This is a genomic window from Mucilaginibacter sp. McL0603, from assembly GCF_049992945.1.
Lineage (GTDB): Bacteria > Bacteroidota > Bacteroidia > Sphingobacteriales > Sphingobacteriaceae > Mucilaginibacter.
This window is the reverse complement of record NZ_CP188251.1, coordinates 135,156-157,223: the sequence shown is the minus strand read 5'-3', so window position 1 is coordinate 157,223 and position 22,068 is coordinate 135,156. Positions and strand designations below refer to the sequence as shown.

The 22,068-nt window shown below is 39.7% G+C and carries 24 protein-coding genes; 15 read left to right on the top strand and 9 right to left on the bottom strand.

Annotated features, from left to right (window positions below):
• Positions 1–14 precede the first annotated feature (14 nt).
• Both ACPPVU_RS00765 and ACPPVU_RS00760 read left to right on the top strand, forming a co-directional pair.
• The gene (locus ACPPVU_RS00765) at positions 15–293 is read left to right on the top strand and encodes a NifU family protein (protein ID WP_426669777.1); all 279 of its coding nucleotides are present in this window, start codon (positions 15–17) and stop codon (positions 291–293) included.
• Between the two features lie 112 nt (positions 294–405).
• Complete coding sequence (locus ACPPVU_RS00760) at positions 406–1,053, top strand: hypothetical protein (RefSeq protein ID WP_426669776.1); 648 nt, start codon at positions 406–408, stop codon at positions 1,051–1,053.
• Positions 1,054–1,155: 102 nt separating this feature from the next.
• On the opposite strand, the gene def is transcribed toward ACPPVU_RS00760, so the two are convergent.
• Together def and ACPPVU_RS00750 are read right to left on the bottom strand one after the other, a co-directional pair.
• A complete protein-coding gene (gene def, locus ACPPVU_RS00755; protein ID WP_426672234.1) occupies positions 1,156–1,728 on the bottom strand; it encodes a peptide deformylase in 573 nt (190 codons plus the stop codon).
• A 227-nt stretch (positions 1,729–1,955) separates the two neighbouring features.
• Positions 1,956–3,182 carry a M16 family metallopeptidase gene (locus ACPPVU_RS00750; protein ID WP_426672233.1) on the bottom strand — a complete coding sequence of 409 codons (1,227 nt, stop codon included), beginning with the start codon at positions 3,180–3,182 and terminating at the stop codon, positions 1,956–1,958.
• Between the two features lie 281 nt (positions 3,183–3,463).
• On the opposite strand from ACPPVU_RS00750, the gene ACPPVU_RS00745 reads away from it, so the two are divergent.
• From ACPPVU_RS00745 to ACPPVU_RS00720, 6 genes are all read left to right on the top strand, one after another.
• Complete coding sequence (locus tag ACPPVU_RS00745) at positions 3,464–4,444, top strand: hypothetical protein (protein ID WP_426669775.1); 981 nt, start codon at positions 3,464–3,466, stop codon at positions 4,442–4,444.
• Entirely contained in the window at positions 4,444–5,952 is a 1,509-nt protein-coding gene (locus ACPPVU_RS00740) for a PIN domain-containing protein (protein ID WP_426669774.1), read from the top strand. Before ACPPVU_RS00745 ends, ACPPVU_RS00740 begins: the two co-directional genes overlap by 1 nt.
• On the top strand, positions 5,930–6,298 hold the full coding sequence (locus tag ACPPVU_RS00735; protein WP_426669773.1) for an ASCH domain-containing protein: 369 nt from the start codon (positions 5,930–5,932) through the stop codon (positions 6,296–6,298). The genes ACPPVU_RS00740 and ACPPVU_RS00735 overlap by 23 nt, the downstream gene beginning before the upstream one ends.
• A 135-nt stretch (positions 6,299–6,433) precedes the next feature.
• Complete coding sequence (gene hpt, locus ACPPVU_RS00730; RefSeq protein WP_426669772.1) at positions 6,434–6,973, top strand: hypoxanthine phosphoribosyltransferase; 540 nt, start codon at positions 6,434–6,436, stop codon at positions 6,971–6,973.
• A 66-nt stretch (positions 6,974–7,039) separates the two neighbouring features.
• Positions 7,040–8,365 carry a GntP family permease gene (locus ACPPVU_RS00725; RefSeq protein ID WP_426669771.1) on the top strand — a complete coding sequence of 442 codons (1,326 nt, stop codon included), beginning with the start codon at positions 7,040–7,042 and terminating at the stop codon, positions 8,363–8,365.
• A 2-nt stretch (positions 8,366–8,367) separates the two neighbouring features.
• On the top strand, positions 8,368–9,501 hold the full coding sequence (locus ACPPVU_RS00720) for a glycerate kinase (protein WP_426669770.1): 1,134 nt from the start codon (positions 8,368–8,370) through the stop codon (positions 9,499–9,501).
• 13 nt (positions 9,502–9,514) lie between these two features.
• Here the strand turns inward: ACPPVU_RS00720 and mfd are convergent, their stop codons facing one another.
• Entirely contained in the window at positions 9,515–12,868 is a 3,354-nt protein-coding gene (mfd, locus tag ACPPVU_RS00715) for a transcription-repair coupling factor (protein WP_426669769.1), read from the bottom strand.
• Between the two features lie 241 nt (positions 12,869–13,109).
• Between mfd and ACPPVU_RS00710 the strand changes: the two genes are divergently transcribed.
• From ACPPVU_RS00710 to ACPPVU_RS00680, 7 genes are all read left to right on the top strand, one after another.
• Positions 13,110–13,523: a DUF4199 domain-containing protein gene (locus ACPPVU_RS00710; RefSeq protein ID WP_426669768.1), complete on the top strand. Its 414-nt coding sequence runs from the start codon at positions 13,110–13,112 to the stop codon at positions 13,521–13,523.
• Positions 13,516–13,824, top strand: coding sequence for a DUF2752 domain-containing protein (locus ACPPVU_RS00705; RefSeq protein WP_426669767.1), 309 nt, complete (start codon positions 13,516–13,518; stop codon positions 13,822–13,824). The genes ACPPVU_RS00710 and ACPPVU_RS00705 overlap by 8 nt, the downstream gene beginning before the upstream one ends.
• Before the next feature lie 98 nt (positions 13,825–13,922).
• A complete protein-coding gene (locus ACPPVU_RS00700) occupies positions 13,923–14,285 on the top strand; it encodes a TM2 domain-containing protein (RefSeq protein ID WP_426669766.1) in 363 nt (120 codons plus the stop codon).
• A gap of 29 nt (positions 14,286–14,314) precedes the next feature.
• Positions 14,315–15,265 carry a nitrilase family protein gene (locus ACPPVU_RS00695; protein ID WP_426669765.1) on the top strand — a complete coding sequence of 317 codons (951 nt, stop codon included), beginning with the start codon at positions 14,315–14,317 and terminating at the stop codon, positions 15,263–15,265.
• A 95-nt stretch (positions 15,266–15,360) separates the two neighbouring features.
• Positions 15,361–16,458: a Nif3-like dinuclear metal center hexameric protein gene (locus ACPPVU_RS00690; RefSeq protein ID WP_426669764.1), complete on the top strand. Its 1,098-nt coding sequence runs from the start codon at positions 15,361–15,363 to the stop codon at positions 16,456–16,458.
• The gene (locus ACPPVU_RS00685; RefSeq protein WP_426669763.1) at positions 16,458–17,201 is read left to right on the top strand and encodes a zinc ribbon domain-containing protein; all 744 of its coding nucleotides are present in this window, start codon (positions 16,458–16,460) and stop codon (positions 17,199–17,201) included. Before ACPPVU_RS00690 ends, ACPPVU_RS00685 begins: the two co-directional genes overlap by 1 nt.
• A gap of 124 nt (positions 17,202–17,325) precedes the next feature.
• Positions 17,326–17,661 (top strand): DUF2809 domain-containing protein, encoded by a 336-nt coding sequence (locus tag ACPPVU_RS00680; RefSeq protein ID WP_426669762.1) that lies wholly within the window; start codon positions 17,326–17,328, stop codon positions 17,659–17,661.
• A gap of 23 nt (positions 17,662–17,684) precedes the next feature.
• Here the strand turns inward: ACPPVU_RS00680 and ACPPVU_RS00675 are convergent, their stop codons facing one another.
• The 6 genes from ACPPVU_RS00675 to ACPPVU_RS00650 form a co-directional block, all read right to left on the bottom strand.
• Positions 17,685–17,996, bottom strand: coding sequence for a hypothetical protein (locus ACPPVU_RS00675; protein WP_426669761.1), 312 nt, complete (start codon positions 17,994–17,996; stop codon positions 17,685–17,687).
• 449 nt (positions 17,997–18,445) lie between these two features.
• Positions 18,446–19,516, bottom strand: coding sequence for a PA0069 family radical SAM protein (locus ACPPVU_RS00670; protein WP_426669760.1), 1,071 nt, complete (start codon positions 19,514–19,516; stop codon positions 18,446–18,448).
• A gap of 29 nt (positions 19,517–19,545) precedes the next feature.
• The gene (locus tag ACPPVU_RS00665; RefSeq protein ID WP_426669759.1) at positions 19,546–20,184 is read right to left on the bottom strand and encodes a response regulator; all 639 of its coding nucleotides are present in this window, start codon (positions 20,182–20,184) and stop codon (positions 19,546–19,548) included.
• On the bottom strand, positions 20,153–21,004 hold the full coding sequence (locus ACPPVU_RS00660; RefSeq protein WP_426669758.1) for a sensor histidine kinase: 852 nt from the start codon (positions 21,002–21,004) through the stop codon (positions 20,153–20,155). The genes ACPPVU_RS00665 and ACPPVU_RS00660 overlap by 32 nt, the downstream gene beginning before the upstream one ends.
• The gene (locus ACPPVU_RS00655) at positions 20,970–21,638 is read right to left on the bottom strand and encodes a hypothetical protein (protein ID WP_426669757.1); all 669 of its coding nucleotides are present in this window, start codon (positions 21,636–21,638) and stop codon (positions 20,970–20,972) included. Before ACPPVU_RS00655 ends, ACPPVU_RS00660 begins: the two co-directional genes overlap by 35 nt.
• A 25-nt stretch (positions 21,639–21,663) precedes the next feature.
• Positions 21,664–22,011: a hypothetical protein gene (locus ACPPVU_RS00650; protein WP_426669756.1), complete on the bottom strand. Its 348-nt coding sequence runs from the start codon at positions 22,009–22,011 to the stop codon at positions 21,664–21,666.
• Positions 22,012–22,068 lie beyond the last annotated feature (57 nt).

Below are 22,068 nucleotides of genomic sequence, written 5' to 3'. Positions count from 1 at the left end.
ATAATTTAGTTAAAATGACTTTATTAGATCAGGTGGAAGCAGCTTTAAATACGATTCGTCCGTATTTGGAAACTGATGGCGGGAATGTATCGGTTGATGAGATCACTCCGGATAAAATTGTAAAATTAAAGTTACTTGGCTCATGCGGATCATGCCCGATGAGTATCATGACCCTGAAAGCGGGCATTGAAGAAGCGATAAAAAAGGCTGTTCCTGAGATCACAGGCGTGGAAGCCATCAATCTAACCGATATAGACGACCCCAACGCGGTACTTCCCGAGAATTTGAGATAATTGTTAACTATTGTTAAATTGCATTAAATGTTATAACAATCAGTTATTTTTGTCTGGATTTTTGAAACCATTTCAAGAAAGTCAGGTATAAATAGAAAAAGCCAATCATTAAGTGAAATATCTTTTCGGCATATTATTATTGTTCATTACTGCCGGCGCTTATGCCCAGCAGCAGGAAAAGCCATTAGTACAGTTTTCGGGTGTGGTATTTAACTCCGACAGTGTAAAGGTAATTGTGCCTTATGTAACTATTACCAATTCTTCTTATCACAACCAGGTTTTTGTGAGCGACTACAGGGGTTATTTTTCTTTTGTAGCGCATGAGCAGGATACTTTACTTTTTACAAGTATTGGCTATGCACCTGTAAAAATGGTTATCCCGGCCAATACCAATAAGAGCTATACCACCCGCATTGGAATAAAACCACAGATCATCAATTTGCCAACTTTTCGTGTATTCCCTTGGGCTACTACGGATGAATTCAGGAAAGATTTCTTATCCATGAAATTGGCTGATGACGATCTGGAGATAGCAAGAAAGAACCTGGAACGTGCAACAAACAGGGCAACCGGTAATAGTTTAGCGCGTGACGGACAAGAAATACAATCTTACTGGGCGCAGAACGAGAATACCACCATCATGAACCAGCATTCGCTGACACCCAACCCATTGCTGAATCCATTTGCATGGGGCAGCCTGATCAAAGAAATTTCTGACGGTGATAAAAGCCGCGCAGCAACGTCAAGCAGCGGGAATTAGGTTAGAATCAAGAGTAAAGATTCATGAATCAGGATTGTCTCAAAAGAATCTCCGGACAATCCAAATTGTCTTGATTCCTGATTCTCAAATCCTGACTCTAAATCAACGTCCTTTCTTTGCAGCAGGAAATTTCATTTTATAGTCCACATCAACGATACCTTTAGAGATTTCGTTTAGTTTCTTTTCGATCAGACGCTTGCGTAATGGGCTAAGCTTATCGGTGAATAGCTTGCCTTCGATGTGGTCGTACTCGTGCTGGATAATGCGGGCAGCCATACCTTTAAAGGTCTCTTCATGGTGCTTCCAGTCCTCGTCGTAGTAGGATATTTTGATAACTGGCTTGCGCGATACATCTTCGCGGATATCAGGTATGCTCAGGCAGCCTTCATTAAAAGCCCATTCTTCACCGGTTTCCTCTAGTATCTGCGCGTTGATAAAGCACTTTTTAAAATCCTTTAATTCAGGCTCATCCTCATCAAAAGGAGTAGCATCAACAACAAATAAGCGCATAGAAATACCCACCTGCGGAGCAGCCAGACCCACGCCCCGGGCACCGTACATGGTCTCGAACATATCCTCAATCAATTGTTTAATGTTGGGATATTCGTCGGGCTCAATGGCAGTTGCTTTTTTTCTTAAAACAGGATCTCCGTAAGCTATTATGGGCATTTTCATCATACAAAAATAAGGTTTAAAATTTTAATGGAAAATGGGGAGCCTGACAATTTTACCTTAAAAAGATCAAGATCAGCAAATTAATAAGAGTTGACTCACCCGGTCTTCGCCATGCTCGACCACCCACCCTCCGGCAGCCGGAAACAGGGTTCGTTTTTTGCCCTCTTTCCGCGCAGCGAAGAGCGGGTCGACAGGCACAGCAATGTCGGGGTGAGTTGACGCGGTGGTTATTCTTTCGGAACAAACATCAGAGTAGTCATGCTATCATCAAAAACCTCGTTGCTTATTTCCAGCAACTGTTCTGCAGTGCAGGCATTGATCTTCTCAAATATTTGGTCCAGCGTATCCACATGATCAAAATCCAGCAGGCTTTTTGCCATCGAAATGATCAATCCCATACGGTTCTCTTCTGCTAGCGCGATCTGACCAATAAACTTCTGTTTGGCCTGTTGCATTTGCAGGCTCCCCAGTTTTTGGTCACGTAATTTTTTTAATTCTTTGTGTACGAGTCGTAGTGCTTTTTCGGCCTTTTCGACATCGGTGCCGAAGTAGATGCTAAATATGCCGGTATCCGTCAGCGGGGTATAGTTTGATTCAATAGTATAGGCAATACCGTATTTTTCACGTATCTCCAGGTTAAGGCGGTTGCTCATGCCCATGCCGCCGAGCAAATTATTCAATAATAACAGTCCAGTTTTATGATGATGTTCCGCAGGATAAGCCCGGTTGCCAATGATGCAATGCGTTTGGGTAATGGGCCTTTCTATACTTAGCTTTTCGCCTTTGCTATCGTGGGGTTTGAGGCGAGTCTTTTTTGAATGATTAGCGGGAATAACGCCAAAATATTTCTCGGCCAGTTTAACCAGCTTTTTAAAATCATGATCACCAAAAACGGCAAAGACCATTTCAGAGGTATTATAATTTGCCTCCATGAAATGTTTTATGTCCGCCTTATCCATAGCGCCAACTGTTTCGGGAGTACCCAATATATTTTTACCAAGCGGATGGCCTTTAAACAACAACTCCTCAAAATCATCCTGGATAGCTTCTTCGGGCTGATCGAGGTACGATGCGATCTCGTCCAGTATCACACCGCGCTCTTTTTCCAGTTCTTCCCGCGGAAAAGTGGAATGGAATAAGATATCCTGGAACAGGTCGACTGTGCGCTCCAAATGCTGCTTTAGCAAGGAGGCGTGAATACAGGTATATTCTTTGGTGGTATAGGCATTCAGATCGGCGCCCACAAGTTCCAGGCGGTTCAGTATTTGGTTGGTGCTGCGCGTTTCGGTTTCCTTAAAAAGCAGATGTTCAATAAAATGCGCCAGGCCCTCTTTATTATCCGGTTCATCGCGCGAACCTGCATTCACCACAAAACAGCAATGTGTTATAGCCGATGTAGAGTGTTTAAGTAAAATACGTATGCCGTTAGATAAGGTATGGACCTGGTAATCAATCATGAGGGACGAATATATGCTTTTTAGTATCGGAAAGTATAATCGTAAGGTAAAAGCAATTGGGGGTGGGGTTTTGTTTAGAGTAGTTCGGGGTGTTGTTTTCTGCTATTGGTTTAAATTATTGATTTTATACTTATTGATATTAAAATTATTATTTTTGATTGACTTCTAAGATATTACTAAACCTTACTTAATCACATGTGGAAAATTCCTATTACCTATATTCTTGTCAAGGCAAAAAGATAAGCATCGAGAGATTTCATATTTGTAGCTGGGAGTTTATGAATGATAAACCAATGATTGAATTTGGTTTTGAAATATCCGCCGACTCAGCATTTAATATAGACAATCATATTACTTTGTTTTTATACATCCCTTGGTATACTCCACAATATGAAGTAAGGGATCTTTATAAAAATCTTAAAGACACATCAAACAGTAAATTTATTTTCAATGATTCAGTAACTGATACACATTCATTAGATGGTGGAAATAATAACTTTGGTATAATTCATAGTTTTGTTGAACGCGAAAAATTATGCTTGTTACCTATTGAATTTAAAAACTCGGAGGAAGCGTGGGTTAATATGGAAATAGACCTTAAACATTACAATTCTATTTCAGAAAATAGCCCTAATATTTATTGTCGCTTTTTAATCAAACCCAATAATCATTTTATCTCAACTAGAAAGAAAGGAATCACAAAGACTACTATAATTTATGATTTCAAGGTTAACGAAAGAAGGAATATGCCAGACCAACTTTTGTTAGATAAGAGAGAAAAAGAATTATGCAATATTAAAAGTTGCTTTTGCTTTAATATTCTACCGAATAAATACGATTTTGTTTTTTTGGATAATGCATCACTTAAAAGCGTCCGCACATTAGAATATGAATCTTTCCGTAGATATTTAGGAGATGATATGTTTAAAAAAGATGAATTAGTTGTAGTTTTTAATAAAAAGACCAATGCAACTAAACAATCATCAAATTCCTATTCTTTCTTTTCAATGTACTCTAAAGAGCGGATAGGAAAGGCTCAATTCACTTTGGCGATATTATTGAATATTTTTTGTGGAATGCTTTTCTTCATTGCTTCGTATCGATCATCTCCCAAACCCGACACGGCTTTTTTTAAAATATTAATTGAACTGCCTGGTGAGGTATATTTTGCATCTGCGATATTATTAATATCAATACTTTATTTTTCATGGCCATATATTAGGCAATTAGGTGCCAGTATAGTAAATTTTGTAAAATAATGAAGGCTCTTTTAGATACTAACATTGTTATTCATCGTGAGGCTAGTAGAGTCGTAAATCAAGATATTGGTATTCTCTTTAAATGGTTGGATAAAGCACATTTTCAAAAGTGTATACACCCTATTACCTTACAAGAAATTAGTAAAAATCCTAATAAAGTAATTGTAGAGAGCTTTACAATAAAATTGGATAGTTATGAAGTCCTGCAAACGACCGCTCCAATGACCAATGAGGTAGCAGTGATATCCCAAAAATATGACGTCTATCCAAATGATTTCAATGATAGTATTCTTTTAAATGAAGTGTATTGCGAACGGGTAGATTTACTCATTTCTGAAGATAAAAAAATTCATTTTAAAGCTAATGAACTTGGTATCCAAGATAAGGTATTCAAAATCAATTCATTTTTAGAAAAAGTAACCGCTGAATATCCTGAATTAGTTGACTACAAGGTATTAAGCGTTCGGCAACAATTATTTGCTAATATAAATTTGAATGATCCGTTTTTTGATTCTTTAAAAGAAGATTATGTTGGGTTTGAAAGATGGTTTAATAAAAAGTTTAATGACAAAGCGTATATAACTATTAATAAAGACAATGGCCATTTACTTTCATTTCTTTTTTTAAAAAGAGAAGATGAAAATGAAGTGTACTCTGATATTGAACCAATATTCAAACCTAAGAAAAGGTTGAAAGTTGGAACTTTCAAAGTGGTCGGTAATGGGTTTAGAATCGGTGAAAGGTTTTTAAAAATAATCTTTGATAATGCATTGGCTAACAAGGTTGAGGAAATTTACCTAACAATTTTTAATAAAAGAGATGAGCAATTAAGACTTATAGAACTTCTGGAAATTTGGGGTTTCCAATACTGGGGGCAAAAAGAAAATGACGAATGTGTATATGTTCGGAACTTTGAGAGAAAATTTGATATAAAAAATCCGAGATTAACATATCCATATTTATCCACGAATAATAAGATTTTTTTGGTGCCTATTTATCCTGAATATCATACAGACTTATTCCCGGATTCTATTTTGAGAACAGAGTCACCATTAGATTTTATAGAAAATGAACCACATCGTAATGCTATTATTAAGGTATATGTTTCTAGGTCGTGGGAGAGGAATATTCACAAAGGAGATACATTAGTATTTTATAGGACTGGTGGAATATATAAGGGGGTAATAAGTACGATTTGCATTGCCGAAGAAGTGATTCAGAATTTCAAAGATGAAGACGATTTTGTAAACATTTGCAAAAAAAGAAGTGTATATTCTGAAAAGAGTCTTAGAAATCAATGGCGGTATAGTTCAACAAGTAAGCCTTTTATAGTTTCGATGCTTTATGTTTATTCATTTCCTAAAAGAAGTAATTTGAAAACTTTAATCGAAAACGATGTGATAGCTAGTATTGAAGATGTCCCACGTGGCTTTAAACAAATAACGACAGAACAATTTAAAACAATTATAAAATTAACTGACACAAATGCGAGTTTTATTATCGATTAAACCAGAATATGCGAATAAAATTTTTGATGGAACTAAAAAATATGAATACCGCCGATCTATCTTCAAAAATCAACAAATAAAAACAGTTTTAGTATATGCATCATCTCCTATGCAAAAAGTTATTGGTGAATTTGAAATTGATTTTATATTAAATGATGATCTTAATAAACTATGGGATGATACCAAAGATTTTTCAGGTATAAGTGAGGATTACTTCTATCAATATTTTTCTGAAAAAGTAAGTGGTTATGCTATAAAGATTAAAAAGTTCATAAAATATAATAAACCACTTTGTCTAAAAGAGGATTTTAAAGTCAATCCACCGCAATCATTTTTATACATATAACCCGTAGATCCGCCGCCACATTCTTCATCTTAGCCAAAACCGATTTGACCAGTTATAAATCTAACCCCAAAATCATCCTTTTAAAAGAATTGCGGTTTACGGTTGATTTTGACGGATAATTTTTACATTTAACACGTGAAAACCAATATAGCCGACTTATACTTCGAGCCATTGATCGGGGCGGAAGCGATAGATAAGAGAACGACAGAGATAGCCAAACAGATCAATGCAGACTATAAAGACCGCACTCCCGTACTGGTGGGTGTGCTGAACGGCAGTTTTTTGTTCACTGCTGACCTGATAAAAAATATCGAAATACCGGTTGAAGTGACCTTCACCAAGCTGGCTTCTTACTATGGCGGCACATCAACAACCCGCAAGATCAGGGATGATTTCGACCTGACCATCAACATCAAAGGCCGCGATATTATCCTTGTTGAAGATATTGTAGATACAGGTAACACTATCCATTACCTGATTGACAAATTGAAAGTCCGCGAACCGGCTTCCATTACGGTTTGTACCCTGCTCTTAAAACCCAAAGCTTTGGAAAGCGCTGTTCCGGAGCTAAAATATATCGGCTTCGAAATAGAAAATGAATTTGTGGTAGGCTACGGGCTGGACTACAAAGAGCTGGGCCGGAATTTGAAGGGAATATATAAGAAGGTGAGTTAAATTTGATTGGGTTATATTAGTTGATTAAGTTTTGTAATTTGCGGTAGCAGGTTCACCAATTAACCAATGACCAATTCTTTAACCTATATCCTCGCCTTATTAGTAGTCAGCATTGCCCTTATTGTTATTCTTTCAACGCGGTATAAAGTTCCGGCGTTCTTCTCGTTGTTCCTGGCGTGTTTAGTGGTTGGTTTAGGTATAAGGCTGCCTTTAACCGATGTGATTGGTACTGTAAAGGATGGCTTCGGAAACATCTTAAAAAACATAGGCCTCATCATTGTATTTGGGACTACCTTAGGTTTACTGCTGGAGTATACAGGCAGTACTTCCGTAATGGCATCTTTCCTGTTAAAAAAGCTGGGCAAAAAATATGCGCCATTGGCCATGAGCATTACAGGCTTTATTGTAGGTCTGCCCATATTTTGCGATTCGGGATATATTGTATTGAGTGGTTTAAACCGATCGATGGCAAAACGTACAGGTATTTCAATAGCTACTATGTCGGTTTCGCTTGCTACGGGTTTATTGGCTATTCATTGCATGGTGCCTCCGCATCCTGGTGCTTCTGCTGCTGCCGCGACTATAGGAGTTGATTTTGGGAAATTGATATTGATCGGTACCATAGTCGCAATACCCGCCATGATCGTCGGTAATTTATGGGCAAACTATGCCGGACGCAAATCACCCGATAAGATAATAGAAGATGATATAGAGGCCGAGAGCAATGGCGGACCGTCATTAATCAAAGCATGCCTACCAGTTTTTGTACCGATAATACTAATTGCGATCAAATCTTTTTTGAATAAAGGTATAGCCGGTTATCCGGGATGGGTATCCGTATTGTTTTCTTTAGGCGATCCCGTTATTGCCTTACTAATCGGTGTGTTATTGGCATTGAATTGTAAACGTGGATGGAGTAAAAGTGAGCTCAGTAAAATTTTGCAGGATTCGGTGGAAAAAGCCGGCGGGATATTGGTGATCATAGGAATGGGTGGTGCCTTTGGGGCTATTTTAACGGCCGCTAAAATAGGGGATCATTTTAGTCAGTCAGTAGCCTTGGGCAGCATGGGTATCTTCTTTCCTTTTTTGCTGACATCGGTTTTAAAAACGGCGCAGGGTTCATCTACCGTCGCTATTATAACTGCATCTTCGCTTGTTCTTCCTTTATTGCCCGCTTTGGGTTTAGGCACTGAAACAGGAAAACTACTTTGCGTGTTAGCTATGGGGGCAGGATCAATGATGATATCACACGCAAATGATGCTTATTTTTGGGTGATCGCAAAATTTTCGGGACTGGAAATGAAAACCATGCTAAAAGTATATTCGGTTGCCACCATTTTCATGGGCATTACTACGCTGATGATGGTCTATATTTTATCAAAAATATTATAACAATGCATATCCTGATCGCTCCAAATGCTTTTAAGAACAGCCTTGCTGCCACAAAGGTAGCAGAGGCTATTGAGCAGGGGTTAAAATTGAGCAAATTAGAATGCACTACAGAACGTTTCCCGATTGCTGACGGAGGCGATGGCACGGGAGGTTTGATCATTGAAAAATGCAATGGGCGCGCAATAGAAAAAGAAGTTCATGATCCGCTTGGGAGAAAAATAAAGTCATCCTTCGGCTTGATCGAAAACGGCAAAACTGCTGTTATTGAAATGGCGGATGCTTCGGGTTTGCGATTGTTAAATAAAGATGAATTAAATCCACTGAAAGCATCTTCTTTCGGCACCGGCGAACTGATCAAATCGGCACTGGATAATGGTGTTAGTAAGATCATCATAGCAATGGGTGGTTCTGCTACGGTCGATGGCGGCTGCGGCATATTGAGGGCATTGGGGATTGCCTTTTTGGATGCTGATGGAGAGAATTTACTGGCAACACCGGAAGGACTAGTCAATCTTGCCAGGATAGACAACTCCAAACTCGATCCAAGAATTTTGGATTGTGAAATAATTATCCTGTGCGATGTGCATAATAAGCTTTTGGGACCAGAGGGGGCAGCAAGCGTTTTTGGTCCGCAAAAAGGGGCTTCAGCAGACGATGTGCAGGTACTGGAGACTTTTCTTAAGAAGTTTGCGGCAATATCCTTAGCGCAAACAGGTATTGATATGGCCGATATCAAACATGGCGGCACCGCAGGAGGGGCCACAGCCGGCTTATACACCTGGCTAAATGCAAAGCTGGTAAATGGGATCGACTATTTTTTATCGCTCACTAATTTTGATGAAGCATTAGAGCGAAGCAACCTGGTTATAACCGGCGAGGGCAGTATCGACAATCAAACCTTGCAGGGAAAAGGCCCTTATGGTGTTGCTTTGAAAGCCAAGAACAAAAACATCCCCGTGATAGGTCTGGCCGGGAAAATCCCTTTGGAACAAGATGCTGAATTGAAACGATACTTTGATGTATTGTTATCTATCAATAATGAACCTGTGGAAATGGCCGAAGCGATGACTAATACGGAGAAGAATTTGATACTGGTTGCGAAATCTGTTGGTGATCTGATCGCATTAAAGGAATAGAGGTTGTATAACATTAAACCCCTACCGGCTCTGCAATCTCACTAAGCAGATCAACCGCCTCATTGATACTATTGATTCCATCAATACTTAAACGCAGCGTATTTTTCACTTCCTTCAGATTAGTACGACGGGGATTTCCCTGTACATACATCAATACCTGTTTGAAGGCGCCGCTTTCAAAATAAGGAGATTGTTGACTGCCAATAAAATAACCCCGCAAAACATTCTTCTTTAATGAAATCTTTTCAAAGCCAATTGCCTTGCCGAGCCATTGCAGGCGGACGGTATTCAGCATATCTTTTACCTGAGAAGGGATAGGACCGAAGCGGTCGTAAAGTTGTTGCTCAAAAGCTTGCAGCTCAACCTCATTTTCGAGCTTTGAAAGTTCGGTATAAAGATTATAACGCTCGGCAATGCTGGTCACGTACTCATCCGGGATGAGTATTTCCATATCCGTATCTATCTGTGTAAATGAAATATAAGGCCGCGGTTTATCATCAGGGAAAACGCCTTTAAATTCGTCTTCCTTTAATTCCTGTATAGCTTCATCCAATATTTTATGGTACATCTCGAATCCTATCTCGGCTATAAATCCGCTTTGTTCAGCTCCCAGCAGGTTACCGCTTCCACGGATATCAAGATCGCGCATAGCTACGTTAAAGCCACTGCCAAGGTCAGAGAACTCTTCTATAGCACTCAAACGTTTGCGTGCTTCAGGTGTAAGGGTGGACAGGGGTGGGCTCAACAAATAACAATAAGCCTTTTTATTACTCCGGCCCACGCGGCCACGCATCTGGTGCAGGTCGCTCAAACCAAACATGTGTGCATGGTTGATGATGATGGTATTGGCGTTGGGTATATCCAAACCGGCCTCGATAATCGTTGTTGCCACCAACACATCGTATTCGCCGCTCACAAATTTCAGCATCACATCTTCCAGGTCATCTCCTTCTAATTGTCCGTGAGCAATACCAATTCGTGCTTTGGGTACTAATTTATGGATCAGTCCGCCTAATTGAGGCAGGTCGGCTACGCGGTTATGGATAAAAAATATTTGTCCGCCACGGTCTATTTCATGTTCAACAGCCTCTTTGATCAGGGTGTCATTAAACACATGCAACTCCGTAACTACTGGCTGGCGGTTAGGTGGTGGGGTGGATATAATAGACAAATCGCGTGCACCCATTAGCGAAAAATGCAGTGTGCGCGGTATCGGTGTCGCAGTGAGTGTGAGCGTATCCACATTCGCACGCATCTGTTTTAGCTTCTCTTTGGTTGATACGCCGAATTTTTGTTCCTCATCAATGATCATCAAGCCGAGGTCCTTAAACTTAACGTCCTTACTTACCAGGCGGTGTGTGCCGATGATGATATCAACTTTACCATCCTTTAATTTTTCAAGCGTATCCTTGATCTGCTTGCTCGATTTAAACCGGTTCACATAATCAATGTTACAGGGAAAGCCCTTAAGTCGGTCGGAGAAGGTTTTATAATGCTGGGCGGCAAGAATGGTGGTTGGCACCAATATAGCCACCTGTTTGCTATCAGCAACAGCCTTAAACGCCGCGCGGATGGCCACTTCTGTTTTACCAAAGCCTACATCGCCGCAAATAAGCCTGTCCATTGGGTGCGGCGACTCCATGTCTTTTTTCAGATCGGCTGTGGCTTTTTCCTGGTCTGGTGTATCCTCATAAATAAATGAAGCTTCCAGTTCGGTTTGCAAATAGCTATCGGGCGAGAAGGCGTTACCCTCTTTAGCTTTACGTACTGCATAAAGCTTGATCAGGTCGCGGGCTATGTCCTTAACTTTTTTTTTTGTGGTTTTTTTTAAACGCTCCCAGGTATCGGTACCAAGTTTGTTCATTCTTGGAACAGAACCTTCCTTACCACTGTATTTGGAAATGCGGTTGAGCGAGTTAATATTTACATACAGCAAGTCATTGTCAGCATAAATAAGCCGGATCATCTCCTGCATCTTGCCGTTAACTTCCACTTTCTCCAGGCCTGCGTATTTACCGATGCCGTGGTCGATATGCGTTACAAAATCACCTGGCTTCAACTCGCGCAGTTCCTTAAGCGTGATGGCCTGTGAGCGCTGGTAGCCTTTTTTGAGTTTGTATTTATAGTAACGGTCAAATATCTGGTGATCGGTATAGCAAGCCAGCTTTTGCTCACGGTCCACAAAGCCTTCGCGTATCGAAATGCTGATCGGGGTAAATTTAACGGTCTTATCGAGATCTTCTAAAATGGCATATAAACGTTCTACCTGCCGGGCCGAGTCTGTCAGGATAATATTTTCGATATCCTCGGCATCATTATTTTTAAAATTATGAATAAGCAGACTGAAATCTTTATTGAATGAAGGCTGGGGTCGCATATCAAAATTGATCTCAGTAGCGTTTTGATAAAAGAATTGCTTGCCAAATTCTACCACCGGGAAATCATGAAGCTGGTCCGCGATTAATTTCTCATCAGTAAAACCAAATTTCGGGTCTATCCAATCCGGGTTTTTTTGTTTTTCTTCGGATGATAGTGCCCTCCACAATTCATTCGCTTTTTTATGGCCGCTTTTGATAATATCGAGGGTAAACTGCACATCCTTTATCCAGACATGCGAACCGGAATCAACATATTCAAGCAGAGAAATATTATGTTCTGTTAAAAATTTAGACTGAACATTCGGTACGATGGTGATCGTTTTTACCTGCTCAACCGATAGCTGACTTTCTACCTCAAATGTGCGTATCGATTCAATAAAATCACCAAAGAATTCTACCCGGTAAGGCAAGTCATGTGAGAAAGAAAATATGTCGACGATACCACCACGAATAGAGAACTGACCAGGTTCATAAACAAAATCAACCCGATCAAAATCATATTCTATCAAAAATTCGTTGATGAAATCGATGCTTAGCTTATTAGTTACAGCGATCTCGAGCGTATTTTTTGCAAGCGAAGCACGGTCTATCACCTTTTCAGCCAAAGCCTCAGGATAGGTAACGATCAACTGGCCAAATTCTGACGAGTGGTTCAGTTCATTCAATACTTCGGCACGCGCCAAGACATTGCTGCTGTCGGGCTGGGTAAATTCAAATGCTTTGCGATAGGAGGATGGAAAAAGAAGAACCTCTTTGCCGGTCAGATTTTCAATATCAGCCTGGAAGTAAGCGGCCTCTTCCCTGTCTGGAAGTACGAATATCATGTGCGGATGCTGCAAAAAATACAATGCTACCGCCACAGCCGCATCTCCCGAACCGACTAAACCTCGTAACTGAACCCTGGGATCTTTACCAACGTTGAGCGCTTGTGCCAACGTTTTTACCCGCTCATCAGTCTTATAACGCTCTAAAATATCACGGATGTTCAAACTGTCGCAAATATAGCAAAAAGGTGGTTTTTAATGGCATGGGCAACAGCCCGCATTAAAAACAAGTAAACATTAAAACAAAGTCCGCCTAAAATTACTTTTTAAGTATATTGAAAAATAAGTTTAAATAACACTTTTAACATTTATATTTATACAACCATTTAATCACCTAATCAACCTGCACAAATTAGTCAAATATCTTTGATTGAACTGTTGCATTGAACCCTTTAAACACAACAATATGAAAAGCGCAATCTTACCCGGACTGATCATCGGAATATTAAGTGGAGTTTGGTTATTTATTATGCTTAGCATGGGTTTAAAATTTAGCGATAATAACCCTGCAGCAATTGAGTTTGTATCAATATTAATTCCTATAATAGGGTTATATTATGGCGTTAAACGCTACAGGGATAATGATTTGGATGGTAAAATGAATTTTCTTGAAGGCCTGGTAGAAGGTTTTAAAATATTGATCGTAGGCGGAATCTTCGTCGTTTTCATAGGTATTATTTATATTAACTGGATATCAAACAGCGAAAAAGCTAACTGGTCAGATTTTTCAGGTCGTATTTTTGCTGCGCTGCTTATTGGTGTTTTATCGGCACTTGCTGTAACTTTGCTTTTAATGAGCAAATCAAAAAAAGTTGATTAAACGTCTTTTTTCAAAATACTTCGAATTGGTTTTCTGGGTTGCAGCCCTGGTTGCGCTGGCTTTTACAAATCCTGCTGGCCCGGCTCATTTTAGCCTTTGCCCGTTGAAGGCAATGGGTTTTACCTGGTGCCCGGGTTGTGGTTTGGGGCATTCTATTTCATGGTTGTTTCGTGGTAATATCCGTAATTCATTTCATGCACATTGGCTGGGTATTCCTGCATTGTGCATTATTCTATATAGGATATATACATTGTTTATACAACGTGTTATACATCCCGATACATTTTCTGGCTACCGATAAGAAACTGCATTTCACCGACCCGGCACAATCACCTGCCAATTTTGTGTTTCAATAAATTTAGTTCTATATTAGTTTTGACTCAACTTAAAACAATCGCTATGGAACCTTTTCAAAATAATCCTTATATGGGGTTAGCAGGTATAACACCTGAAGAGCTGAACTTTATACAACAAGCTACAGCCGAGCTGACTGAAAATCAGCAAAAATATTTTTATATGAATTACACTAACCAGCGTAAAAGCCCACAGGACATGCTGATCTTTTGCATCGTTGGGTTATTTGTGCCCGGTTTGCAAAGGTTTATAATTGGGCAGATAGGTATGGGCATTTTGTATTTTTTTACTGCAGGACTTTGTTTTATCGGAACCATTGTTGACCTGGTAAATCATAAAGACCTGGCTATGGATTTCAATCGTAAAGCCGCATTTGATAGCCATCAGATAGCAAAAATGGGCAGCTAATAAGTGAATAAAACCACTTACATTTAACCATGCAAAATTTAAAAATTGCCACTGCCCAGTTTGAGAACCGCAGCGGCGATAAAGAGTATAACCTGGGTATCATACGCCAGCTTGCTGCAAAAGCTGCTACGAATGGTGCGCAGGTTATCGCTTTTCATGAGTGTTCTGTTACCGGGTACAGCTTTGCCCGGCATTTGTCTAAACAACAAATGCTTGATGTAGCTGAGTTTGTTCCGGATGGCCCAAGTGTGAAGCAGCTGATAACTATTGCAAAAGAGTTGGATATAGTTATCCTTGCGGGATTATTTGAAAAGGATGCTGATGATAAACTGTACAAAACACAGGTATGCGTAGATAAAAACGGCTTAGTTGCTAAATACCATAAACTGCATCCGTTCATCAACCCACATCTTACACCGGGCGACAAATATGTAATTTTTAATCTCTTTGGCTGGAAATGCAGTATCCTTATCTGTTACGACAATAACATTATAGAGAATGTGCGTGCTGTAAAGCTCTTGGGCGCCGATATTATATTTATGCCACATGTAACCATGTGTACCCCATCTACCCGACCCGGGGCTGGGTTTGTTGATCCTGAGTTATGGAAGAACCGGGAATTTGATCCGACCACACTGAGACAGGAATTTGACGGGTTAAAAGGCCGCGCCTGGTTAATGAAATGGCTGCCTGCCCGTGCTTATGATAATGCCATTTATGCGGTGTTCTCTAACCCCATCGGCATGGATGACGACCAGGTGAAGAATGGTTGCTCCATGATACTTGATCCTTTTGGGGATATTATTGCAGAATGCAGGAGTTTTGATAATGAGATCGTGATGGCTACCCTAACGCCGGATAAGCTAACCGATGCAGGCGGATACCGTTATATAAAAGCCCGTAGGCCGGATTTGTATGGTGGTATTATTGCTAAGCCCCATGAATCAGAACAGAAAGTGGTTTGGATGAAAGACGAATAATCACGAATTACACAAATGGAATAATCACGAATTACACGAATTTATTAGTGAATATTAGTGTAATCCGTATCAATTCGTGAAATTAGTGCTCAATTATGAAATTGTCACTGCTTACCACCTATCTTGAAAGTCTTGCTCCGCTGGCTTACCAGGAAGATTATGATAACTCCGGTTTAATTGTGGGCAATCCTGAACAGGAGGTAAATCAGGCATTGATCTCATTGGATTGTACCGAAGCGGTGGTTGATGAAGCTATTGCCAAAGGCTGCCAGGTGATCATTTCGCATCATCCTATAGTTTTTCGGGGGCTAAAGAAATTTAATGGGAAGACATACGTGGAACGCGTGGTAGAGAAAGCTATTCGTAATCACATTGCCATTTATGCCATCCACACTAACCTGGATAATGTGATGAACGGGGTGAATGAACGCATCTGCGAAACACTGGGTTTAACAAACTGCCGGATACTAAATCCTAAAAATGGTCTGCTTAAAAAATTGGTTACTTACGTGCCGACAGAAAAAGCCGAACAGGTCCGCAATGCATTATTCCATGCAGGGGCAGGTAATATTGGTGATTACAGCGAGTGTAGTTTTAGTGCCGAAGGCACGGGTACATTTAAAGGTGGTGAAGATACCAATCCTTATGTTGGCGAGCCCGGCACACGTCACTATGAAAATGAGGTGCGGATAGAGACAGTTTACCCTGCTAATTTGGAAAGTAAACTGCTGATGGCTTTATTTCTTGCTCACCCTTACGAAGAAGTAGCTTATGACCTGTATAGCCTGACCAATCAGCACCAGCAAGTAGGCTCGGGAATGATCGGGGAGTTAGATGAAGTGATGGATGAAGGGGAGTTTTTATTCGAAATAAAAGAAAAAATGCAGGCTCAAGTGATCCGGCATACTGCGTTCACCGGAAAAAGCGTTAAAAGAGTGGCAGTTTGCGGTGGTGCCGGTGGATTTTTATTGAAACATGCAATTGCTGCCGGAGCTGATGTTTTTGTGACCGCTGACTATAAATATCATGAGTTTTTTGATGCCGAAGGAAAGATAGTGATTGCAGATATCGGACATTTTGAGAGTGAGCAATTTACGCAACAACTATTGTATGAAATAATTAGAAAAAAATTTACTAACTTTGCCGTCCGTTTAACAGAAATTAATACAAACCCCGTCAAATATTTTATTTAATGGAACAAACCGTAGAACAAAAGCTTAAAGCTTTATACGAACTACAAACCATCCACACCAAGATTGATAAGATACGCCAGGTAAGAGGCGAGCTTCCTATGGAAGTTGCCGATCTGGAAGATGATGTTGAAGGATTGGAAACCCGTATTCAGAAAATAAAAAGTGAGCTGGATGATTTGGAAGATGATATCGTAACCCGCAAAAACCTGATAAAGGAAGCGCAGTCGAATATCAAAAAGTACGAAACCCAGCTTAACGAAGTAAAAAATAACCGCGAGTATGAGGCTATTTCAAAAGAAATTGAAATACAGGGCCTTGACATACAGGTAAGCGAAAAGAAGATCAAAGAGTATGGTTATGAGATCACAACCAAAACCCAGATCTACGAAAAAGCGCTTGCTGACCTTGAAGGCCGTCGCGCAGACCTTGATGCTAAGAAAGCAGAATTAGGTACCATCACTTCTGAAACTGAAAAGGAAGAAAACGAACTGAATGCTGAAGCCGATAACGCTTCAAAAAACATTGAAGAACGTTTATTGATCGCTTATAACCGTCTTCGTGGTAACGCGAAAAACGGTTTAGCTGTGGTAACTATTCAACGTGACTCATGCTCAGGATGCTTTAACCAGATCCCTCCTCAACGCCAGTCGGACATTCGCCAACGCAAAAAGATTATCGTTTGCGAGCACTGCGGCCGTATTTTGGTTGACGAGCAAATGGCGCTGGAAGCAGAAACTGCCTAATTGCAACACAGATCTTATAATGAGAAGCGCTCTTTTGGGGCGCTTTTTTTATGGAACACAAATTATGCTTCGCAAAAGAATCTTATACTTCAGCCTTATTGTTTTTACAATAATCATCGGACTATTGTCACGACATTTCACTGCTATCCCTTTATTTATCGGCGATATTTTATGGGCCACAATGGTTTACTTTATAGTCCGATTTCTGTTTATCAGAAAAAAGATAAAAATCGTTGCACTAATAAGTTTGCTGTTTTGCTATGCTATAGAGTTTAGTCAGCTTTATAAAGCGCCATGGATAGATAGTTTACGGCACACGCTTTTCGGCAGATTGGTATTAGGAGAGACATTTCTTTGGGGTGATCTTTTGTCTTATACGGTTGGGATAATTATAGGTGTGTTTGTTGAAAAGCTAATATGTCGCCTTGATAAGACTTACGAAGTTTCAAAAACTTCGTAAGTCTGGACTTTATTCAAATACTTTTATTTGGGATCCTTCCCTTTTTTATGATTTTTAAGATATTCGACTATAATAATTTCTTGCCTTGATTGATTAAATACAACTACTGCACTGTCACCCGATGCCTTGAATGTTTTTCCTACAGTAGTATCATTATCTTCTATAAATGTGTTCTCGTCCGAATTCAGCCTTAAAAAATCGCTGTTTTTTACAGGTGTGTAACCATTTTCATTATTCAGGAAATATGCTTCAACTGTCTTTACATTATCGTTAGGATATTGCAACACATAACTTTTAACAGCAAGGGTACTTGATTTATTAGTGGATTCGTGCACACTGTTTAAGCTTATGTTAAGTTTTGGACAAAAATACTTGAGTGCATGTTGAGCGTCATCAAATAAATGGCAGCTTGTGAATGTCACGCTAAAAATTACTGTAAACAGTAGCAGGGAGGATTTCTTTTTAAGATAAAGCATTAGGTTAATTTTAATCCTAATATAGTAAAAACATTAAAACATACTCGTCTGCCGCCTCTCATCGGCACAAATAAAGTATAACTAAGCTCAAAATATTCTTTATATCTTTATTGTATTAGTTGTAATATGAACAGGTGGTGAATTACAAATCGATAAATTATGCCGGATATGTTTTCCTTATTCTTGGCTTAATCGGCTGGATAAGTCACACGGCTCCAATGTGGTCAGTGTATACAGTCTTATTGTTGGGAATCATCATTACCGTGGTAACAATCCCTAAGAAGTCAGGCAATTAAATATTAGGACGGTCAAAACATACTCGTCTGCCTGCCGCCTTTTGGCACAAATAAACTATAGTCAAACTCCGGCATCACCCTGTCATTCATAAAGCGATTTACCGACATACGGAACAGCTGGTGTATAGATTGTGCAATGTTACCATCTCCGCTCATTCTTCGGCCAAAATCGCTATCGTTTAGTTTACCATCATGGCAGGCTTTGATCATGTTTAATACTTTATCTGCCCTGTCCGGGAAAGCTTTATGTACCCAATCAGTAAATATCTCGCTGATGCTGCCATTCAGGCGTACAATGGTAAAACCCGCAGCAAGGGCGCCACGGTCTGCCGCTGCTTTGATGATGGCAGGTATCTCTTCACTGTTTAATCCCGGGATTATAGGCGCTGCCATTACGCGCACAGGTACGCCTATCTCGGTCAATTTTTGAATGACTGAAAGCCGACCAGATGCAGTGACTGTTCTTGGTTCCAGTTTTTGGCGAAGTTGTTCATTTAATGAAGTGATGGAAACATTTACGTGCACCAGTTTCATTTTACCCAGTTCGCCCAATATGTCCAGATCGCGCAGGATAACGTTATTTTTAGTGATGATGCTTACCGGATTTCTATAGCGTAGAAAGATCTGCAGCAATGACCGTGTTATTTTCAATTTCCGCTCTATAGGCTGATAGCAATCCGTATTACCCGAAAGCAGGATACAAACTGGTTGATAATTCTTTTTATTAAAGTATTGCTCCAGTAGTTCCGCCGCATTTTTTTTGACGATGATCTTACGCTCAAAATCAAGCCCGGCACTGAAACCATAATACTCATGCGTATTGCGGGCATAACAATAGATACAGCCATGCTCACAACCCTGGTAAGGATTGATAGAGTACATATGGCTCAGATCAGGACTGTTGGACTCGCTGACTATCTTTTTTGGGTTTTCTTCAAACAATTGCGTAGCAGAGTTTTCGAGCAATGGCTCGTCAAGGCCCTCGATGTGCTCCAGCACATATTTGTTTTTCAGAAACTTGTTGTGGGTATTTACCTGTGCACCCCGACCCTTTAAAAACTCCTCATTTTCTTCATGTGACATAAAACAAAATTGCTAAAAATATTAGCAATTTACAAATCAATTAACTTATGTTTTATGGCATAAAGTACCAGACCGATCCTGCTTTTCAGGTGCAATTTTTCAAAAAGCTGATCGCGGTAACCATCGACGGTGCGCGAGCTGATGCACATGTGATCGGCAATTTCTTTGTAAGTAAGTTCAGTTGCGGCTAATTTTAGAAACTCTATTTCGCGGCTATTTAGCTTAGCTATATTGAAATCTATGTTAATGCTATCTACTAAATGGCGGGTAACAAACTCGGGATAGTATACTTCATCTTGTGAAACTCTGTGGAGTGCTTCTTCAAATTCATTTGGTTCAGCATCCTTTAATAAGTAACCCTTTACACCCATCCTAACCATCGTGAGTACTTTTTCGGCATCTTCAAACATGGATAACACGATGATATTTATATCAGGATGGTTATCCCTAAGCCAGCGGGCAGAGGAAATGCCATTCATTTTAGGCATACTAATATCCAGCAATATTATGTTGGGCTTTATTTTAGCATTGAGTTTATGGATCATTTCCTCGCCATCCCCTGCCTCGAAAATAATAGTATAACTATCAAAATTTTCAACGAGAGAAGCTATACCGCTTCTGAATAAGCGATGATCGTCAACTAATGCGATCCGGATGGGTTCCTCCATCAGTATAAAATTGTGTTTTTAGTGGGTCTAGGGAGATCTTCGTACAACAGCCTTTATGCGGGGCACTGACTATATTAGCTGTTCCACCAATCAAAGACGCCCTGTTTTCAATATTTTTTAATCCTGAACCGAGCTTATTATCAATCATTTTGACTGAAAAACCCGACCCGTCATCTTCGAGTGTTAAATTAAACAAATCAGGATGATATTGCAATATGATTTTTAAATGCTTTGCGTTAGCGTGTTTAAGTGTATTGTTCAGCGTTTCCTGAAATATGCGGAAGAGCACCAGTTCGCGCTGTTGGCCAAGGGAATATGCCTGTCCGTTTTTTATTATAATTACCTCCAACAGCCCGCTTTTATTGACTCTTTCCGCCTCTTTTTCTATCGTTTTTACCAGGCCAAGTGAGTTTATCTGCTCAAGGCTCAGGCTTTTTGAAAGGTCGCGCAGGTCGGTAATGGTTTGGGCAACCAGTTCGCGTGCCTCGTTTATCTTCGATTTTTTTTCGCCATCGGCCGTAGAAGCTACATTGGCCAGCGACAATTTTACAAAAGAGAGTACCTGGGTGATGTTATCGTGTATTTCGGTGCTTATATGATCCAGAGTTTGGTCCTGCACCTCTATCTGTGTTTTTAGCAATTCTTGTCTGAAAGAGGCCTGCAATTGTTCCTGTTCACGCTGGTTTTTAAGCTGCCTATTGCGGTATAATACCACAAAGTATACAATAAAGCTGGCAAGAAAGGCAAACAATATCCCTGTTAATACTACAATTTGAAATATATCATCATTCTGTATCTCTAAACGATAGTTGAGCATCATTTGCGGTTGGAATTTCTTTATTGTCTGTCAAAATAGCAATTCCCAGCAACACATCAAATATAATAATAGAGCCGTATGCAAAATAATCTATAATATAGCTACTTACCTTGTGGGCCTGGTAATAATTTGCAAGGGTCATGTAGAGGAAGACTGATGAATAAAACAGAATAATAGCCGAATTGTACCAAAAGGTACTTTGTTTTATAATGTTTATTTCTGTGGGATAAAGCAGCATTTTGTTAAACAACAATACAGCAAATATTAGATATAATATTTCTGTAATAAGAGTTGTATTAGTAGGGAACGTTGTGCTATAGGGTTGTAAGAAAAATGAATTTATAAGGGAAAAGACAATAACTAAAATAACTGATGCTAATATTAATACCTTAATGTATTTGCTTTTAAACAGAAAGTAATAGATGAAACTAAAGAAAATATAAGTACCCGAAGTTTCAATATGAAGTTGAATTACATTGGTTTTATACCTGGCAATTTCCCACTCGTCAAACAAGATTATTAATATTTCAAATACGAAATATAAACTTAATATTTTAAAAGGCATGGTCAATCTTTTATAACGGACCATGCCTGTAACGGCTACTATAAAAGATAATACTAAAAGTAAATTGAGCATTATTCAAATCGTGAGATGTTCAAATTTAGATGCTGGTGCAGGTAGGTGGGCATACCGGAGTGCGATATACCTCTCCATGGCTTACAAACGGCGTTGCAGCACCAGGTTCCGTATTCGGTTTTGATCCTGTCACCATGGCCGTGTGCACCTTGTCGGCCTTACCGGTAAAATCCGGGTGTTTTGCCAAAAGAACGTGCATGCCAGCATTATCCTTGTCGGCCAGGATCTTTTCCATGGTTTCTCTGTCTACGAAAAAGCCATGCAGATGTTGCCCTTCCGGGGTTTTTAAAGCGTGCTCACCGGCGCCTTTGTTTTGATCGCGAAATTCTTTAATTAAATTTTGAGCTACTTGGGGGTCAATTTTTGAAGCCATGATTGTATTAAAGTTAGGGTGAATATATGCAGGAAATATACAAGCTTATTTTGAATA

Bases quoted from the DNA above. Each gene is read 5' to 3' on its own strand.
- ACPPVU_RS00735 (WP_426669773.1), top strand. From the start codon at position 5,930: ATGCGAGTTTTATTATCGATTAAACCAGAATATGCGAATAAAATTTTT.
- ACPPVU_RS00725 (WP_426669771.1), top strand. From the start codon at position 7,040: ATGACCAATTCTTTAACCTATATCCTCGCCTTATTAGTAGTCAGCATT.
- ACPPVU_RS00685 (WP_426669763.1), top strand. From the start codon at position 16,458: ATGGAACAAACCGTAGAACAAAAGCTTAAAGCTTTATACGAACTACAA.
- ACPPVU_RS00695 (WP_426669765.1), top strand. From the start codon at position 14,315: ATGCAAAATTTAAAAATTGCCACTGCCCAGTTTGAGAACCGCAGCGGC.
- ACPPVU_RS00745 (WP_426669775.1), top strand. From the start codon at position 3,464: ATGAATGATAAACCAATGATTGAATTTGGTTTTGAAATATCCGCCGAC.
- ACPPVU_RS00650 (WP_426669756.1), bottom strand. From the start codon at position 22,011: ATGGCTTCAAAAATTGACCCCCAAGTAGCTCAAAATTTAATTAAAGAA.
- ACPPVU_RS00665 (WP_426669759.1), bottom strand. From the start codon at position 20,184: ATGGAGGAACCCATCCGGATCGCATTAGTTGACGATCATCGCTTATTC.
- ACPPVU_RS00720 (WP_426669770.1), top strand. From the start codon at position 8,368: ATGCATATCCTGATCGCTCCAAATGCTTTTAAGAACAGCCTTGCTGCC.
- ACPPVU_RS00700 (WP_426669766.1), top strand. From the start codon at position 13,923: ATGGAACCTTTTCAAAATAATCCTTATATGGGGTTAGCAGGTATAACA.
- def (WP_426672234.1), bottom strand. From the start codon at position 1,728: ATGAAAATGCCCATAATAGCTTACGGAGATCCTGTTTTAAGAAAAAAA.
- ACPPVU_RS00670 (WP_426669760.1), bottom strand. From the start codon at position 19,516: ATGTCACATGAAGAAAATGAGGAGTTTTTAAAGGGTCGGGGTGCACAG.
- ACPPVU_RS00740 (WP_426669774.1), top strand. From the start codon at position 4,444: ATGAAGGCTCTTTTAGATACTAACATTGTTATTCATCGTGAGGCTAGT.
- ACPPVU_RS00660 (WP_426669758.1), bottom strand. From the start codon at position 21,004: ATGATGCTCAACTATCGTTTAGAGATACAGAATGATGATATATTTCAA.
- ACPPVU_RS00710 (WP_426669768.1), top strand. From the start codon at position 13,110: ATGAAAAGCGCAATCTTACCCGGACTGATCATCGGAATATTAAGTGGA.
- ACPPVU_RS00690 (WP_426669764.1), top strand. From the start codon at position 15,361: ATGAAATTGTCACTGCTTACCACCTATCTTGAAAGTCTTGCTCCGCTG.
- ACPPVU_RS00765 (WP_426669777.1), top strand. From the start codon at position 15: ATGACTTTATTAGATCAGGTGGAAGCAGCTTTAAATACGATTCGTCCG.
- ACPPVU_RS00655 (WP_426669757.1), bottom strand. From the start codon at position 21,638: ATGCTCAATTTACTTTTAGTATTATCTTTTATAGTAGCCGTTACAGGC.